The sequence below is a fragment of the Paenibacillus xylanilyticus genome, assembly GCF_009664365.1.
GTDB classification, from domain to species: Bacteria; Bacillota; Bacilli; order Paenibacillales; family Paenibacillaceae; genus Paenibacillus; species Paenibacillus xylanilyticus_A.
The window spans coordinates 84912-102741 of record NZ_CP044310.1 but is presented as its reverse complement, the minus strand read 5'-3'; the positions used below and the strand labels follow the sequence as shown (position 1 = coordinate 102741).

Sequence of the window (17830 nt, the reverse complement as noted above, 5' to 3'; positions counted from 1 at the left end):
CTCACCTCATCTAGTTCTCTTCGTCTGTAAGCGCATCTTCCGTCCGATCGTCCTCTTCCACGCTCTCCGGGAGCTGTTTGGTAGCAGGAAGATCAATGATAACGGTCGTGCCCTTGTTCATGACGCTTTTAATATCCATCATGCCCTTATGTGATTGAATGATGCGCTGACTGACCATTAAACCAAGCCCTGTTCCAGACTCCTTATTGGTAAAGAACGGCTCGCCAAGCTTCGGCATCATCTCTTCCGGAATCCCGATACCCTCATCTTTAATTTCAATCCGCACCCGGTTTAATTCCTCGTCATGGTCAAGGCGAATCCGAATGCTGCCTCCGTTCGGCATGGCTTCCATACCATTCTTAAGCAGGTTGATGAACACTTGCTTCAACTGATTCTCTTCACAGTGTACCATAGCTGAATCCGATGATGCATTTAATACAAATTCAACCCCGTGCAGATGTGCCTGGCTATCCAGCAGCGAGATCACATCGCCGAGAATAAAACGGATATCCCGCTCCTGGAAGTGAACAGCCTGTGGTTTGGCCAAAATCAGGAATTCGCCTACGATCAGATTGATGCGGTCCAGCTCCGACAGCATCAAGTCGAGATGTCGATGATTCAGTTTGTTCGTCTCCTGCTGCAGCTGCAGGAAACCACGTAGCGTTGTAAGTGGGTTACGGATTTCATGCGCAACACCCGCAGCCAGTTGGCCTACGGTTGTGAGCTTCTCTGAGCGTCTGAGCAGCTCTTCCATTCGGTTGCGGCTTGTGATATCCCTCGACACACTAATCAGTGCTGTAATTTCACCTAATTCATCGCGCACAGGCGCTGTACTGACACTAACTTCAACTCGTGTGCCATCTTTTTTCATCCATACGGTTTCATTCGAAGTAATGGATAGACCTTCTATGAGCTGGGCATGCTGCTGCTTCATTTCCTCTTCCGCTTCAGGCGGGATGATCTTCAGCCTGCGGTTTTCGACCTCTCGGCTTCGCCAGCCATATAGTTGTTCAAACGCCCGGTTTACACGCAAGACCTTACCATCTAGATCGGTAATATGAATGGCGTCGGCGGTTTGATTAATGATGGATTCCAGATGCTCCTTAACTGCCCTGTTCTCCTCATACATCTGTTTTAACCGGTTGGTATAGTGACCCAGATTGCGAATCATGGCATTAATCCGATTGGCCAGCTGGCCCAGCTCGTCCTTCCTTCTTACTTTTAGACGGAAGTCGAAATGTCCATCCGCTACATCATTCACTTTGCCCAGGATGGATTGAATAGGACGTGTAATATATCCTGCTAACAAATAGCTGCCAAAGATCACGATTTCCAGCAGCACCAGCGATATGGAAGCATGACTGACCAATTGTTCCGATACCATGGAGGATATTTGTTTATAGTCCATGACAATACTGATGACATATGATGCTTCATTCGGCGTGAAGATGGGGATGAAGCTTTTTAACACCTTCTGTTCATGCGTTTCACTGACAAACGATACATTTTGCCCGGTTCGGATCGCCCTTACGACTGCCCGGTGGTCCTCATCTGCCGTACCATACTGATACGTACCAAAACGAATCGGTCTATTATTCAGCTTGCTGTTGTTGCTATCCCTACCATCATCACTCATGTTTGGACTGCCAAAAGTCAATGGATTGATACCCGTGATTTCCAAGATGGAAGGATTCACTTCACGAATTTTGTTCAATATCTCATCCGGACCAGAGATCTTCACATAGTCATCAACTTCAGCATTATTATAGAAGGGATTGATTATGTAGTTCCTCTTGCCATCATGGTAATAACCCCAGATATCAATATCCGATGGACTGGATGTCGAGTACTCGAAACCATCGGACCAAAAATGATCCAATTTCTGCCCTTGAGTGATGGTAACCTGATGTTTTTCGAACAATTGCTTAAAGGCTTGATACCAATAGGTCATTTTCTTTGTGGATAAACCAACTTCGCGCGGATCGGAAGAGCGGGTTACAACGATATCATCCTCGGTTTGTTCCATGAGAGAGATATGTGATACCCCCACTTTTTTGCTTAAACGTACAAGTTCCTCATTTGTGATATTATTAATATCCGGGTCGAGTTCTTCTGCAGCCATGACTGAAGCAAGCCATAGATTATTACCAATCTGGCGTTTTACATAATCCAAACTATTCTGATTCTGTTCGACAGAAATTGCAATCTGTTTGGCCGTTAGGACCATCTTGGTTTCACTGTCCTGCCTAAGATTTTCCTCGGTCGTATAATAACTCAGCGCAATATTCAGAATCAAAATAACAAGCACCGAGCACGACATAATCATGGATAATTTCGTTTTAATAGACAACTTTTTTAGTTCACCTCTCGGCTTGTACCCTTTGGCGATATATGGCAAAACCTATCTCCATCATAACGGTTGTGTGTGATTTTGAAAAGGATAAATGCCCCTAGTCCAAAAGTTACCGCTTGGCTAAAAAGCTCGAATTTCATTGTTTTTTGTCTTTGCCGTGCCTACAATGAGATTAATCACTAAAACTATACACAAATCCACAGGCTTGTGGATATCCTGTTCATAACTATGTGAGCAACTATGTAGTTATCCACAGACTTATGCACATCATGTTAACAAACGAATATTTGTTCGCCGAATAAATGCTTTGGAAGGAGCTTTAACTGTAATGAACGAACACCCAATCCCGGTTGATCTTTCGCATCTTACGGAGGAACAGCAGCACGAATTCTGGATGCGTGAAGCCATTGCTGAGGCGCTAAAAGCCGAGGCACTTGGGGAAGTCCCTATCGGAGCTGTCATTGTGCAGCATAATCAGATTGTCGGACGAGGATATAATTTGCGTGAGACCACTCTTGATTCCACTGCACATGCGGAGATGGTCGCTATTCGTCAGGCAAGCGAAACGATCGGAGCCTGGCGCCTGCTTGATTGCAGCTTGTATGTGACACTGGAACCTTGCCCTATGTGCGCAGGTGCCATTGTACAGTCCAGAGTGCCCCGCGTTGTATATGGCACCGCTGACCCCAAAGCCGGATGTGCAGGAACCTTGATGAACTTGCTGCAGGAGCCACGGTTCAATCATCGTACCGAGGTGATTCCAGATGTCCTTCAACCCGAATGCTCTACAATGCTGACCCAATTTTTCCGTCGGTTACGCAAGAAGTAATACTTATACTTTTGATTTTGAGAGGATGTGCACTGCTATGGCATTAACACTGTATGATACCCCCAAAGGAATTAGCCTCCGGTTACTTACCACCGACGATACACAAGCTTATCTAGATCTGATCCAGGTTACTCGCGTTCCCTACCAAGCTGTAGAGCCTCTTCGAGATGATGAGTTCTACACACTGGATGCTCAAACAAGGCGGATTCAGGACCGTCTAAAAGCGGCTGAAGAAGGTACTGGTTATCAGTTTGGCATCTACACCATCAAGGACGACCTGCTCATTGGGCAAATCAGCCTGAATAACGTCTCCTATGGCGTTGCCAATTATGCCGATATGGGTTACTTTATCCATCCAGACTATCAGGGTGGTGGACGTATGACAGCAGCTGTTAAACTGGCTGTTGCCTATGCCTTCCGCGCCTTGAAGTTGAATCGTGTTCAGGCGGCAATCCTACCCACTAATGCCGGCTCCCAGCGTGTACTGGAGAAGAACGGCTTTCAGGCAGAAGGCATTGCCCGTAAATATCTGAAGATCAACGGAAGCTATCAGGATCACCGAATTTATGCCGTTCTTGCTGAAGATTTATCGGAATCCCTGCAATAACAGACAGATTTAAACTATAAAACAACAAAAAGCCGCCCGACATAAAATCGAGGCGGCTTTTTCCACTCATTTCTTGGAATGAGCTTAGTATCCGTAAGAAGAATTCATCAGTTCTTCGAATTCTTGCATCGTAATTACATTTTCACCTGTAGGGATATTGATTTTGAAGGCTGCTTTCTCATTGATTTTAGTGTAAGTGTTGGATCCAGTAAAGGCCAACTTCACTTCATCTTTGGTATCCACTGGTTTGATCAGCAGATCAGCTGCAATCTTTTGATAAACCGGGAAATCCTGCTTATCCAATGCAAAATCGATGTTGAAGTTATTGATGGTCAACGTCTCTTTCAACTGATCCAGATCCTTGGACATTTCAGTCTGATCAGCTTCTGTAATGTTCAGATCTTCTTTGGCCTGATCAATATCAGCCTGACTCAGTTGCAGCATATCGCGGTATTCTTCTTTGGACAAGATGTCCAGCACTTTAGGCAGTGCTTTAGTCACTAGTACAGTAACTGCTTCTTTAACGTTGTCGTTAGTAACAGAGAATTGCACTACCTGCTTGGCATCTACACCTTCTGGCAGCTGTGCATCCTTAACATCTACGTTTTTGAAGAATTTGTCTTGATCATATTCACTAAGAACAGCATCCATAACTTCATTGCTCAGTTTTTGTGTTTTGGCTGCGTCCATAGCATCAGGGTTCCACTCCGTACCCTCTTGCTCAGCCAATTCTTTCAGATCCAGCTCCAGGAACTTGCCAACTACTGTTTCCGGAATTGGGAAGAACGGAATGCTTGGCACTTTAACGTAAAGCTTCTCAGCTGTCATCACCATTGGAATGGTAAACGTCATGCCCATATCACCTTTGAGCTCAAGGCTAACTGTCATTTCTGTTTGCATTGGCTCGCTTTGATATACGCCAGTTACGTTAAACTGAGCATCCTTCAACATGCTCATAAACTGAGTCATCGTTGGATCTTGTTGTGACTCGTCTGCAGGTTTATAGCTCAAATCATTAATTGTGAAATTGGAACTCATCTCATACGAAGTCAGTTTAGAAGCATTGGCCGCAGCCGTCTTCAGTGCTTCTTTCGGTTCTTGTTTGCTGCTACATGCTGTCAAAGCCAAAGATACCGTCAACAGCAACGTTAGAAGCAACGCCCCCATACGTTTAGTCATTTGTTTCTCTCCTCTCGTGATAACCCCAAAAAAAATAATTCAACATCAATGATATACCATTTATTCTGAAACGGAAACACGATTTGGGAAATTTGTGATCTTTCCACACTAAAATGGCTACAAAGACCTATGTTAGCTTTTGAATTCCTATCATCATTGGTCATTATTTATGTATGAATACGCAAAAACCCCCTGTTAGGTAACAGGAGGTCTCAATATGCATTACTATATATCTTATATTACGATGCTGAAATGGATGGGTATTCCTCTTACCCTTGTGGGTTGTTATGATCCACATGATTTTGATTTTTTACTTTTTTGGACCCCGACAACGGTTCTTGTCCAGATGAATGCTTTTCCGGACGGCGATGCTGCTCAGCAGCTTGAACCTCCGGTACAGGTATCGCTTTTGGTTTGCTCATGCCAATACCCCCTCTTCGTAATTTTAGGAATGGGATGGGTTCATATCTTCCGTTTTGTCATGATTCAACGAATCCTGATGACGACGATCATTGGTATCTTGCTGAATTTGCTGTGCATGATGGCTGTTCACAGCTGGCTGCTCCAGATCAGCAACAACATTCTGCAAGTTTTTATCAATGCCTGCCTTGGCTTTACTCACTCGAATCACTCCTTCAATTGGGGCTATGTTCTTGTCTTGGACTGCAACGACTGGGCACATTCATGAATATGCCGTGTATAATCCTGAGCCAGCTCCTGGATGGGTTCTGTACGCTCATCTGTCGTTTGTCCATCCCGTTCTACATCAATCAGTTGTACACTGACCTCACGGGAGTCCACATACGCGCATTTGAAATCGAATGAGTACATTTGGTGTCCTGCAGTCGCGATATGAATACGAATAGCCTTCTGATCGGCTTCATCTGCCATTACCTGTGCCTGATCGCCAACGTTCAGTACTTCCGGCAAACGCTCCTGCCATGCGCCTACAAGCTCTGTCTGATCTATATTTAACTCGCGGTTCATCTAACCACCTCCACTCCTATAAAGTGCGGCGAACAAGATGATTTTATACATGTATACGGAGTCAATTCGAGCCTGTTGTTGCCTTTAATAAATAACCATGGCAGATAGCTCGATTGAGAAAAATGTAGATGCAAAAAAGGACCCAAGCTTATCGCTCGAGTCCCTGTTATAAGTGTTGTTATGGCGGAGAGGGTGGGATTCGAACCCACGTGGGCTTGCACCCTAACGGTTTTCAAGACCGCCCCGTTATGACCGCTTCGGTACCTCTCCATAATTTGAAGTTTTATAAACTTGCCACGAAATAGATCATACCACATATACAATTAAAAAAGCAAGCTCTAGATTAAAAAAAACCCGTCATAATTAAATGACGAGCTTTTGTGGTTGGTTTTATCATAAAAAAACTATTCCCTATTTTAGGAACGACGTGAAATTACACTGATTCCACCCATGTACGGACGCAATGCTTCAGGAATAACTACAGTCCCATCTTCTTGCTGATAGTTCTCCAGAATAGCTGCCACTGTACGTCCAACAGCCAGTCCGGATCCGTTCAGTGTGTGGACGAACTCAGGCTTAGCCTTCGGCTCTCTACGGAAACGAATGTTGGCACGGCGCGCCTGGAAGTCTTCACAGTTCGAGCAGGAAGAGATTTCACGATATGTATTGCTTTCTGGCAACCATACCTCAAGATCATAGGTTTTCGCGGAAGTGAAACCCATATCCGCTGTACACAGCGCCAAAACACGGTATGGCAATTCCAGCAGTTGAAGCACACGTTCTGCATTTTGCGTCATTTTCTCCAATTCCTCGTAAGACGTTTCTGGAGAAGACAATTTCAACAACTCAACCTTATTGAACTGATGCTGACGGATTAATCCACGTGTATCCCGTCCAGCAGAGCCGGCTTCAGATCGGAAACATGAGCTGTATGCCACAAAATGCTTCGGCAGATCCTCCGCATTCAAAATCTCTTCGCGATGATAGTTCGTTACTGGAACTTCTGCGGTAGGGATCAGATAATACTCCGTATCCTTAAGCTTGAACAGATCTTCTTCGAACTTCGGCAATTGGCCTGTTCCGAAGAGGCTGTCGCGATTGACGATATATGGAGGCAAAATCTCCTCATATCCATGCTGATCACTGTGCAGATCCATCATGAAGTTAATCAAAGCTCGCTCAAGACGCGCGCCAAGTCCTTTGTAGAACGTAAAACGGGAACCTGTTACTTTGGCAGCAGCCTCAAAATCAAGGATATCCAGATCCTGCGCAATCTCCCAATGTGCTTTTGGAGTAAAACCGAACGACTTCGGTTCAGACCAGCGGCGAATCTCTACATTATCATCCTCAGAGGCACCCACAGGTACACTCTCATTTGGAATGTTAGGGATGGCCATCGTCAGATCATTGATCTTCGCTTCCAGTTCCCGGACCTCTTCATCCATCGCCTTGATGCGATCAGAAACTTCACGCATCTCAACAATCAAATCATCCGCGTTCTCGCGATTCTTTTTCAGCTTGGCAACTTCACCGGATACTGTATTCCGGCGGTTCTTCAACGTCTCGCTCTCTTGCAGTAGTTCCCGGCGCTTTGCGTCCATCTCGGAAAATCCAGCAATGAGATCGAGTGACTTGCCACGGTTCGTTAACGCTTCTTCTACACGGGCGTATTCATTCCGCAATATCTTTACATCAAGCATTATATACTCCTCCTAAATGACCTCACAGAAAACATATCAATAAACCTAAGCCTATCACATAGCCTTTGTGGAGTCGCGTATAACTTCATCTTAATCATATTCAACAATAAAAAAACAACCTATAAACCCCTGTGACACCCTACGCTGCGATTCCCGCTGTATAAAGCAGATACGGGCAACATCAGGCATTCGACCAGATACAGCTCCTACAGCAGTCTTACAGCTTGCAGAAGGAGTATTCCAATCCACCGGGGTATCATAAGTTGTCTAATATGCGCTATTGGTTCTGTAGCGACTGCTTGTATGATTGGGCCATATCTACAAAATAAGAATGCAAACGGTAGTCATCGGTCAATTCAGGATGATATGAGCAGGCCAGCAAGTTTCCTTGGCGCGCGGTAACGATCTCACCCTTATACGTAGAGAGAACCTCAACCTGTTCCCCAACACTCTCAATTAAAGGTGCACGAATAAACACTGCTCTTACCGTTTCATCAATTCCTTTGACAGGCAGGTCTGTTTCAAAGCTTTCCCGCTGCCGCCCGAATGCATTTCTGGAGACAGTCATATCCATCAATTCCAAATGGGCTTCTTCCTGTCCTGAAATACGCTCAGCCATTACGATCAGGCCTGCACAGGTGCCGAATACCGGTTTACCCTTGGCAGCAAAGTCACGAATAGGCTGCATGAAACCATATTTACGCATCAATTTACCAATAGTGGTGCTTTCACCGCCAGGAAGGATCAGACCATCCAGTTCATCCAACTGCTCAACCTGTTTCACAGCCAGTCCCTCTGCACCAGCTCGCTCAACACTGCGAATATGCTCTGTAACCGCACCTTGAAGTGCTAATACACCTATCTTCATTTGCGTTCTCCTCTTCTACCAGCCGCGATCCTGTTATACGTCAAAAGCCGTAAGTTAGGAGATCCGTGTCCAGAGGTTTCTGGACACTCCAGCAATCCATTTATCGTCCATGTAATGCGTTGTCGCTCCCACTATAACATGTGCAACTAACAAGGTTGTCCTTAGAATTTTGAGCTGATTTATACGTAGAATTCTAACTTGATATTTTACCGGAAAAATTGTAAATACACAATGCATCCAGGCGCAATTTGGTGCTTATTGTCCTTATTCAGGCGAGGTAGATGGGAAACTTCTATGATCGGCAATCATGGCCTATAGCATCCATTAGAACAGGTTTTTGATACCGTCAAACAGATCAACGAAGAAGTCCTTTACCGCACGGAAGAACAAACGGAACCAGCCGCCTTTTTCAGCCTCTTCTGCGGTGATCAGGTTCACTGTTTTTTCCTGTGGTTCAATACCGTCAGCCTTATAGGTGTAGGTCACCGTTCCGACTTTCGTACCTGCTTTAATTGGAGCAACCAGCTTGTCTGCTTCCGTTACGTTTGCCTTAAAGGTAACATCCAGGTTTTGAGTGCCTTTGGGAACAACAAAGCTAACTGCATTGTCAGTCACTACGGGCACATTCGTTTCTTTACCTTTTTTCAGCGGAACAGCTTCCCAGCCAGTTACTTTGGTTTTGCCAGCGACAGCTTGCTTCACTTCGAAGTTGTTATAACCATAATCCAGTACTTTTTTCGTCTCTCTGAAGCGTGCAGGCTCGGAATCGGTACCCATAACGACACTGATCAGGCGCATACCATCACGTTCAGCCGTTCCTGTGAAGTTATTCCCTGCATTTGTGGTATGGCCCGTTTTCATTCCATCCAGGCCTTCATAGGCGTAGCTTTTGAAATTGGTTATATCTTTATTCGCTTCCAACATCCAGTTGTAGTTGATAATTGGAGCTTTGTCATTGGGACGGAATTTATAAGATTGAATTGTTGTAAAGTCTGTGTAGTCAGGGTGATCCTGAATGATATATCTGCACAGAATTGCTGCATCCAATGCAGACATAACTGTCTCTTTGTCTTCGGCTGGTTGGAAGTCCTTAGGCATATCCGCACGGTCAAGACCTGTGGAGTTAATAAAGAACGTATCCTTCATGCCCATTCGCTTTGCTTCATCATTCATCATTTTCACAAAAGCTTCTTCGGAACCGGCAACATATTCTGCCAATGCCACTGTTGCGTCATTAGCAGATCCAACGGCCATAGCAATATACAGCTCTTTGACCGTATGTTGATCGCCCTCAGCCAGGAAAATACGTGAGCCTATGCTCTCCGCTGCATTTCTTTTAACCGTAACTACATCATCCCATCCAAACTTCCCTTGCTTGACCTGCTCAGCCACAATGTACTCGGTCATCATCTTCGTCATGCTGGCAGGCGGCATGGCTTTGTCCGCATTCACATTAAGCAGAATCTGGCCTGTCGAAGCCTCCATGAGTACGGCAGATCTAACTTCAAGTCCAAGTGAGTCTACGGAAGGAACCTGCACGGCTTTCTCGGTCTTCGTTGTTGTCGCAGCAGCAGTCAGTACCTGACCCGAATCATTCGCAGCAGCCATCACCGGCATTACTGCAGACATGCAGAGCATATTGACCAGCATAACCGAGGCTACGCTTTTTTTGAGCATTTGGCGTTTCTTTTTGTTCATTTGTTTAGCTTTCAATGATAGTACTCCCTTCGTTCCGAAGCTTCGCTTAATTGATGCTTCAGTGCAGCTTGAGCTGCGTTTTCTTGGTCCTTAACGATCGTAGAAGATGTTGTTGTGAAAAGTAGCTTTTTATGCGCTGTATCGAAAGAGCAATATCATTGCTCCATACGTTTCATTATCGATTGTCACTTAGTTAGCATTATCCAATGCTTATGTAAAAGGACGTCCGCGCTTCTATCTAGCTGGGCAACCTTTCGTGGCATTTGTTCCATGTGAAACAAGATTCATAGATTCACGTCAAAAAGCCGCCGCAACGCCCTAATCCGATAAAGGATCGTCACCGCTTTTTCTATTCTATCACAGGGGTATCCGCAAAAAAAGACAGGCCCGGCGAAAATCGCCAAGCCTGTCCTGGAAATGATTAACTCTCTTCAGATTACAACGAGTAGTTAGGTGCTTCTTTTGTAATTTGAACATCATGCGGATGACTTTCACGAAGTCCCGCACCTGTAATACGGATAAAGCCTGTATCATTGCGGAGCTGTTCAAGGTTGCTTGTTCCGCAATAACCCATACCCGAACGAAGACCACCAATCAACTGATGAATGGTATCGGACAATGGACCTTTATAAGCTACACGTCCTTCAATGCCTTCCGGAACGAGTTTTTTGTCATCATCCTGGAAGTAACGATCTTTACTTCCTTGTTTCATTGCAGCCATTGAACCCATACCGCGGTAAACTTTGTAGCTACGTCCTTGGAAGATTTCAGTTTCTCCCGGGCTTTCAGCAGTTCCAGCAAACAGGCTTCCCAACATAACTGCATGTGCGCCTGCAGCCAGTGCCTTTGTAATCTCACCTGAATATTTGATCCCGCCGTCTGCGATGATTGGAACTCCATACTCGCGTGCAACAGTTGCACAATCGTAAACAGCAGTTACTTGAGGTACACCGATACCAGCAATAACGCGTGTTGTACAAATGGAACCTGGACCGATACCCACTTTGACAACCGATGCACCCGCCTCGATTAGATCGCGAGTAGCTTCACCAGTAGCTACATTACCTGCAATAATAGTCAAGTTCGGGAAACGCTCGCGCAATTGACGAACAGCTTCGATAATGTTGATGTGATGTCCATGTGCAGAGTCTACAGTAATTAAGTCTACACCAGCTTGTACCAATGCATCAGCGCGTTCAAAAGTATCTTTGGAGATACCAATTGCCGCACCAACCAGGAGACGACCTTGAGCATCCTTGGCTGCATTAGGGAACTGAATTGCTTTTTCGATATCTTTAATTGTAATGAGACCTTTCAGTGTATTGGACTCATCCACCAAAGGAAGTTTCTCAATTTTGTGCTTTTGGAGAATTCCTTCTGCTTCTTGCAGGGTTGTACCTACAGGAGCAGTAACCAGATTCTCACGAGTCATGACTTCACTGATTTTAATACCGTAGTCATGGATGAAACGCAAGTCACGGTTAGTCAAAATACCAACCAGCTTCTGATCACCTTCGACAATCGGTACACCGGAGATGCGATATTTAGCCATAACTTCTTCAGCATCCGACACCAGGTGCTCAGCAGTCAGTGAGAACGGATTGGTAATAACGCCGCTTTCCGAACGTTTAACCCGATCTACTTCTTCCGCTTGCTGTTCAACAGACATGTTTTTGTGGATAATTCCAATACCGCCCTCACGTGCAATGGCAATGGCCAGAGTTGCTTCAGTAACGGTATCCATACCAGCACTGATCAGAGGGATATTCAGTTTTACACTATCGCTCAAACGAACCGATACATCCACTTCTTTAGGCAGTGTCTCGGATTTCCGTGGCACTAGCAATACATCATCAAAGGTCAAACCTTCCTTACCAAACTTATCTTCCCACACGCAGGTGTTCCTCCTTATGTTTGCTCAGCTTTACGGTCCAAAACCCGAAGATCTCAGGCAGTATTTATGCCGAAAATACGTTTTCTGAAAAATTTATTATTGCCATCTTAGCAAAGCGATATTTAGACTGTCAAGGAAAAGTGCCTGGTTATATCAGGTGTACTGTCTGATGCATACAACTGTATTTCTTGAGCGGACAACTGCCGAATATGCCAAAAAAACCATCCGTTTTTAAATGGCGTTTGTCCTCTAAAATTTTTTGACTTTGTTTCAAGTAAAACTACATAGCTTCCATATATTTACCTTTAAAAACAAATAAAAACCACCACCGAGTATCTTCGGCAGTGGTTCTTTGCTTGGCAGCGTCCTACTCTCCCAGGACCCTTCGGTCCAAGTACCATCGGCGCTAGAGGGCTTAACGGTCGTGTTCGGGATGGGTACGTGTGGAACCCCTCCGCCATCGCCACCAAACGATGCTGCTACGCTCAGAGATCATTCTCTGAAAACTAGATCCGAAACGAAATGTGCGATTAAAACCTGCAATTTGGATAAGCCCTCGACCGATTAGTACTGGTCAGCTCCATGCATTACTGCACTTCCACCCCCAGCCTATCTACCTCGTCGTCTTCAAGGGGTCTTACATACTGGGAAATCTCATCTTGAGGGGGGCTTCACGCTTAGATGCTTTCAGCGCTTATCCCGTCCGTACATAGCTACCCAGCGGTGCTCCTGGCGGAACAACTGGTACACCAGCGGTACGTCCATCCCGGTCCTCTCGTACTAAGGACAGCTCCTCTCAAATTTCCTACGCCCACGACAGATAGGGACCGAACTGTCTCACGACGTTCTGAACCCAGCTCGCGTACCGCTTTAATGGGCGAACAGCCCAACCCTTGGGACCTACTTCAGCCCCAGGATGCGATGAGCCGACATCGAGGTGCCAAACCTCCCCGTCGATGTGGACTCTTGGGGGAGATAAGCCTGTTATCCCCAGGGTAGCTTTTATCCGTTGAGCGATGGCCCTTCCATGCGGTACCACCGGATCACTAAGCCCGACTTTCGTCCCTGCTCGACTTGTAGGTCTCGCAGTCAAGCTCCCTTATGCCTTTGCACTCTTCGAATGATTTCCAACCATTCTGAGGGAACCTTTGGGCGCCTCCGTTACTCTTTAGGAGGCGACCGCCCCAGTCAAACTGCCCACCTGACACTGTCCCCGTACCCGCTAAGGGCACCAGGTTAGAACCTAGATACGATCAGGGTGGTATCCCAACGGTGCCTCCACACAAGCTGGCGCTCATGCTTCAAAGGCTCCCACCTATCCTGTACAGATCGTACCCAAATTCAATATCAAGCTGCAGTAAAGCTCCATGGGGTCTTTCCGTCTTGTCGCGGGTAACCTGCATCTTCACAGGTATTAAAATTTCACCGGATCTCTCGTTGAGACAGCGCCCAAGTCGTTACGCCATTCGTGCGGGTCAGAATTTACCTGACAAGGAATTTCGCTACCTTAGGACCGTTATAGTTACGGCCGCCGTTTACTGGGGCTTCGGTTCACAGCTTCGGATTGCTCCTAACCGCTCCCCTTAACCTTCCAGCACCGGGCAGGCGTCAGCCCGTATACTTCGCCTTACGGCTTCGCACAGACCTGTGTTTTTGCTAAACAGTCGCTTGGGCCTTTTCACTGCGGCCCCCTCGTGCTATTCACACTACCGGGGCACCCCTTCTCCCGAAGTTACGGGGTCATTTTGCCGAGTTCCTTAACGAGAGTTCTTCCGCGCGCCTTAGAATTCTCTTCTCGCCTACCTGTGTCGGTTTGCGGTACGGGCACCTTCATCTGGCTAGAGGCTTTTCTTGGCAGTGTGAGATCATGACCTTCGCTACTGTAATTTTCACTCCCCATCACAGCTCAGCCTTAGATGTGCGGATTTGCCTACACATCAGCCTTACTGCTTGGACAGACATCCATCAGTCTGCGTCACTACCCTACTGCGTCCCCCCATCGCTCGTAACGATTTACGGTGGTACAGGAATTTCGACCTGTTGTCCTTCGACTACGCCTTTCGGCCTCGCCTTAGGTCCCGACTTACCCTGAGCGGACGAGCCTTCCTCAGGAACCCTTAGGCTTTCGGCGGATCAGATTCTCACTGATCTTTTCGTTACTCATACCGGCATTCTCACTTGTATAATGTCCAGCGCTCCTTACGGTACACCTTCAACCCTTATACAACGCTCCCCTACCCCTGATCATAAGATCAAGCCATAGCTTCGGTGGTGTGTTTAGCCCCGTTACATTTTCGGCGCAGAGTCACTCGACCAGTGAGCTATTACGCACTCTTTCAATGGTGGCTGCTTCTAAGCCAACATCCTGGTTGTCTGTGCAACTCCACATCCTTTCCCACTTAACACACACTTGGGGACCTTAGCTGATGGTCTGGGCTGTTTCCCTTTTGACAATGGATCTTAGCACTCACTGTCTGACTCCCGGAAGTAAGTCTATGGCATTCGGAGTTTGACTGAGCTTGGTAACCCTTGCGGGCCCCGCACCCAATCAGTGCTCTACCTCCACGACTCTGTTTTCCGAGGCTAGCCCTAAAGCTATTTCGGGGAGAACCAGCTATCTCCGAGTTCGATTGGAATTTCTCCGCTACCCCCACCTCATCCCCGCACTTTTCAACGTGCGTGGGTTCGGGCCTCCAGTGCGTGTTACCGCACCTTCACCCTGGACAGGGGTAGATCACCCGGTTTCGGGTCTACGTCCACGTACTACATCGCCCTATTCAGACTCGCTTTCGCTGCGGCTCCGGCTCTTCACCTTAACCTTGCACGGGAACGTAACTCGCCGGTTCATTCTACAAAAGGCACGCCATCACCCCTAAAATGGGCTCTGACTTCTTGTAAGCACACGGTTTCAGGTTCTATTTCACTCCCCTTCCGGGGTGCTTTTCACCTTTCCCTCACGGTACTGCTTCACTATCGGTCGCTAGGAAGTATTTAGCCTTGGCAGATGGTCCTGCCGGATTCATACGGGGTTTCACGTGCCCCGCACTACTCGGGATCCGTCTCGGAGGGAACAGACTTTCAATTACAGGGCTTTTACCTTCTTTGGCGGGCCTTTCCAGACCTCTTCGTTTAACCGGTTCCTTTGTAACTCCATGTGAGACGTCCCACAACCCCAGAAAGCAAGCTCTCTGGTTTGGGCTGTTCCGCGTTCGCTCGCCGCTACTGACGGAATCACTATTGTTTTCTCTTCCTCAAGGTACTTAGATGTTTCAGTTCCCCTGGTATGCCTCTACACAACCTATGTATTCAGTTGTGAGTAACTGGATATTACCCCAGCTGGGTTTCCCCATTCGGACATCCCCGGATCAAAGCTTGCTTACAGCTCCCCGAGGCAGTATCGTTGTTCGCCACGTCCTTCATCGGCTCCTAGCGCCTAGGCATCCTCCGTGTGCTCTTAGTAGCTTAACCAAATGCTCAAATTGAGCAATGCAGTTTTCGCTAATATTTGAAACTTGTTTAACACAAGTTCAGCTAAAAGGAATGTTCTAATTCGCAATTTTCGTTTCGATATCTAGTTTTCAAAGAACAAGCTCCATGCAAAAGCAAGCTGTTTGAGAGTTTGAGCTCTCAAAACTGAGCAACGAGTGAGTTAAAAGCTTTACGAAGTAAAGCTCGCTTCGGAAGCATGCTTCCTGAAGACTTTTTGAATGTTTCCGCTACGGGAAACGATTCTCCATAGAAAGGAGGTGATCCAGCCGCACCTTCCGATACGGCTACCTTGTTACGACTTCACCCCAATCATCTATCCCACCTTCGGCGGCTGGCTCCTTGCGGTTACCCCACCGACTTCGGGTGTTATAAACTCTCGTGGTGTGACGGGCGGTGTGTACAAGACCCGGGAACGTATTCACCGCGGCATGCTGATCCGCGATTACTAGCAATTCCGACTTCATGCAGGCGAGTTGCAGCCTGCAATCCGAACTGAGACCGGCTTTTTAGGATTCGTTCCACCTCGCGGCTTCACAGCCCGTTGTACCGGCCATTGTAGTACGTGTGTAGCCCAGGTCATAAGGGGCATGATGATTTGACGTCATCCCCACCTTCCTCCGGTTTGTCACCGGCAGTCACCTTAGAGTGCCCACCCGAAGTGCTGGCAACTAAGATCAAGGGTTGCGCTCGTTGCGGGACTTAACCCAACATCTCACGACACGAGCTGACGACAACCATGCACCACCTGTCTTGAATGTCCCGAAGGAAAGGCACATCTCTGCACCGGTCATTCAGATGTCAAGACCTGGTAAGGTTCTTCGCGTTGCTTCGAATTAAACCACATACTCCACTGCTTGTGCGGGTCCCCGTCAATTCCTTTGAGTTTCAGTCTTGCGACCGTACTCCCCAGGCGGAATGCTTAATGTGTTAACTTCGGCACCAAGGGTATCGAAACCCCTAACACCTAGCATTCATCGTTTACAGCGTGGACTACCAGGGTATCTAATCCTGTTTGCTCCCCACGCTTTCGCGCCTCAGCGTCAGTTACAGCCCAGAGAGTCGCCTTCGCCACTGGTGTTCCTCCACATCTCTACGCATTTCACCGCTACACGTGGAATTCCACTCTCCTCTTCTGCACTCAAGTCATCCAGTTTCCAGTGCGATCCGGGGTTGAGCCCCGGGATTAAACACCAGACTTAAATGACCGCCTGCGCGCGCTTTACGCCCAATAATTCCGGACAACGCTTGCCCCCTACGTATTACCGCGGCTGCTGGCACGTAGTTAGCCGGGGCTTTCTTCTCAGGTACCGTCACTCCTTAAGCAGTTACTCTTAAGGACGTTCTTCCCTGGCAACAGAGCTTTACGATCCGAAAACCTTCATCACTCACGCGGCATTGCTCCGTCAGGCTTTCGCCCATTGCGGAAGATTCCCTACTGCTGCCTCCCGTAGGAGTCTGGGCCGTGTCTCAGTCCCAGTGTGGCCGATCACCCTCTCAGGTCGGCTACGCATCGTCGCCTTGGTGAGCCGTTACCTCACCAACTAGCTAATGCGCCGCAGGCCCATCCTCAAGTGACAGATTGCTCCGTCTTTCCAGCTCCCTTCAGGCGAAGAAAGCAAGTATTCGGTATTAGCTACCGTTTCCGGTAGTTGTCCCAAGCTTGAGGGCAGGTTGCCTACGTGTTACTCACCCGTCCGCCGCTAACCATCAGAGAAGCAAGCTTCTCATCAAGTCCGCTCGACTTGCATGTATTAGGCATGCCGCCAGCGTTCGTCCTGAGCCAGGATCAAACTCTCCAATAAAGTATTGAAAAGAGCGATTAGCTCATTTTGAATCTGACGAGATTAAAAATCTCATTTGTTGATCTTGCAAGCAAGATCATTTACTCACTCGTTGTTCAGTTTTCAAAGATCAAACGTTGTTTACATCCGAGTGTTGTTCTCTTCAGCAACTTTTATATCTTATCACATCCGAACCAATTTAGCAAGCACTTTTTTCAAGTTTCTTTCGAAGCTTTTCAGTTAGCTTACCGCACCGTGTTTCTTGTGTTTTCTTGGCCGGAATTAGAATATACCATGTACAGATTTTTTATGCAAGTACTTTTTTGAAAAAGATTGTATATTCTAATCCTGCCCTCATTAACATCAGTTATGTTTAATTATTAGGTTCGCTGATTATATGGTCAATCGCTTCAGGAGACTATATAAAGTGTTAACAGTTAAATGC

The 17830-nt window shown here is 46.9% G+C and carries 11 protein-coding genes, 1 tRNA gene and 3 rRNA genes; 2 read left to right on the top strand and 13 right to left on the bottom strand.

Annotation, left to right across the window (positions count from 1 at the left end; all coding sequences use genetic code 11):
• Nucleotides 1-10 precede the first annotated feature (10 nt).
• A complete protein-coding gene (locus F4V51_RS00470; RefSeq protein ID WP_153976456.1) occupies nt 11-2350 on the bottom strand; it encodes an ATP-binding protein in 2340 nt (779 codons plus the stop codon).
• Nucleotides 2351-2681: 331 nt separating this feature from the next.
• Between F4V51_RS00470 and tadA the strand changes: the two genes are divergently transcribed.
• Both tadA and F4V51_RS00460 read left to right on the top strand, forming a co-directional pair.
• Entirely contained in the window at nt 2682-3182 is a 501-nt protein-coding gene (gene tadA / locus F4V51_RS00465) for a tRNA adenosine(34) deaminase TadA (protein WP_153976455.1), read from the top strand.
• Nucleotides 3183-3219: 37 nt separating this feature from the next.
• Complete coding sequence (locus tag F4V51_RS00460) at nt 3220-3789, top strand: GNAT family N-acetyltransferase (protein WP_153976454.1); 570 nt, start codon at nt 3220-3222, stop codon at nt 3787-3789.
• Nucleotides 3790-3873: 84 nt separating this feature from the next.
• Here the strand turns inward: F4V51_RS00460 and F4V51_RS00455 are convergent, their stop codons facing one another.
• The 12 genes from F4V51_RS00455 to F4V51_RS00405 form a co-directional block, all read right to left on the bottom strand.
• Nucleotides 3874-4968 carry a hypothetical protein gene (locus F4V51_RS00455; RefSeq protein WP_153976453.1) on the bottom strand — a complete coding sequence of 365 codons (1095 nt, stop codon included), beginning with the start codon at nt 4966-4968 and terminating at the stop codon, nt 3874-3876.
• Nucleotides 4969-5237: 269 nt separating this feature from the next.
• A complete protein-coding gene (locus F4V51_RS00450; RefSeq protein ID WP_095293452.1) occupies nt 5238-5390 on the bottom strand; it encodes a small acid-soluble spore protein P in 153 nt (50 codons plus the stop codon).
• Between the two features lie 23 nt (nt 5391-5413).
• Nucleotides 5414-5590, bottom strand: a complete 177-nt coding sequence (locus F4V51_RS28765) for a hypothetical protein (protein WP_167301673.1) — start codon at nt 5588-5590, stop codon at nt 5414-5416.
• A gap of 23 nt (nt 5591-5613) precedes the next feature.
• On the bottom strand, nt 5614-5955 hold the full coding sequence (locus F4V51_RS00445) for a hypothetical protein (protein ID WP_095293451.1): 342 nt from the start codon (nt 5953-5955) through the stop codon (nt 5614-5616).
• A 181-nt stretch (nt 5956-6136) separates the two neighbouring features.
• Nucleotides 6137-6225, bottom strand: a tRNA-Ser gene (locus F4V51_RS00440).
• 146 nt (nt 6226-6371) lie between these two features.
• The gene (serS, locus tag F4V51_RS00435) at nt 6372-7655 is read right to left on the bottom strand and encodes a serine--tRNA ligase (protein ID WP_153976452.1); all 1284 of its coding nucleotides are present in this window, start codon (nt 7653-7655) and stop codon (nt 6372-6374) included.
• Nucleotides 7656-7932: 277 nt separating this feature from the next.
• The gene (gene pdxT / locus F4V51_RS00430; protein WP_127541152.1) at nt 7933-8523 is read right to left on the bottom strand and encodes a pyridoxal 5'-phosphate synthase glutaminase subunit PdxT; all 591 of its coding nucleotides are present in this window, start codon (nt 8521-8523) and stop codon (nt 7933-7935) included.
• A gap of 324 nt (nt 8524-8847) precedes the next feature.
• Entirely contained in the window at nt 8848-10236 is a 1389-nt protein-coding gene (locus F4V51_RS00425) for a D-alanyl-D-alanine carboxypeptidase family protein (RefSeq protein ID WP_153976451.1), read from the bottom strand.
• Nucleotides 10237-10657: 421 nt separating this feature from the next.
• Nucleotides 10658-12115, bottom strand: a complete 1458-nt coding sequence (gene guaB, locus F4V51_RS00420; RefSeq protein ID WP_095293447.1) for an IMP dehydrogenase — start codon at nt 12113-12115, stop codon at nt 10658-10660.
• A gap of 354 nt (nt 12116-12469) precedes the next feature.
• Nucleotides 12470-12586, bottom strand: a 5S ribosomal RNA gene (gene rrf / locus F4V51_RS00415).
• 73 nt (nt 12587-12659) lie between these two features.
• Nucleotides 12660-15583: ribosomal RNA gene (locus F4V51_RS00410) — 23S ribosomal RNA — on the bottom strand.
• Between the two features lie 271 nt (nt 15584-15854).
• A 16S ribosomal RNA gene (locus tag F4V51_RS00405) occupies nt 15855-17406 on the bottom strand.
• The 16S, 23S and 5S rRNA genes sit together here, the layout of an rRNA operon.
• Nucleotides 17407-17830 lie beyond the last annotated feature (424 nt).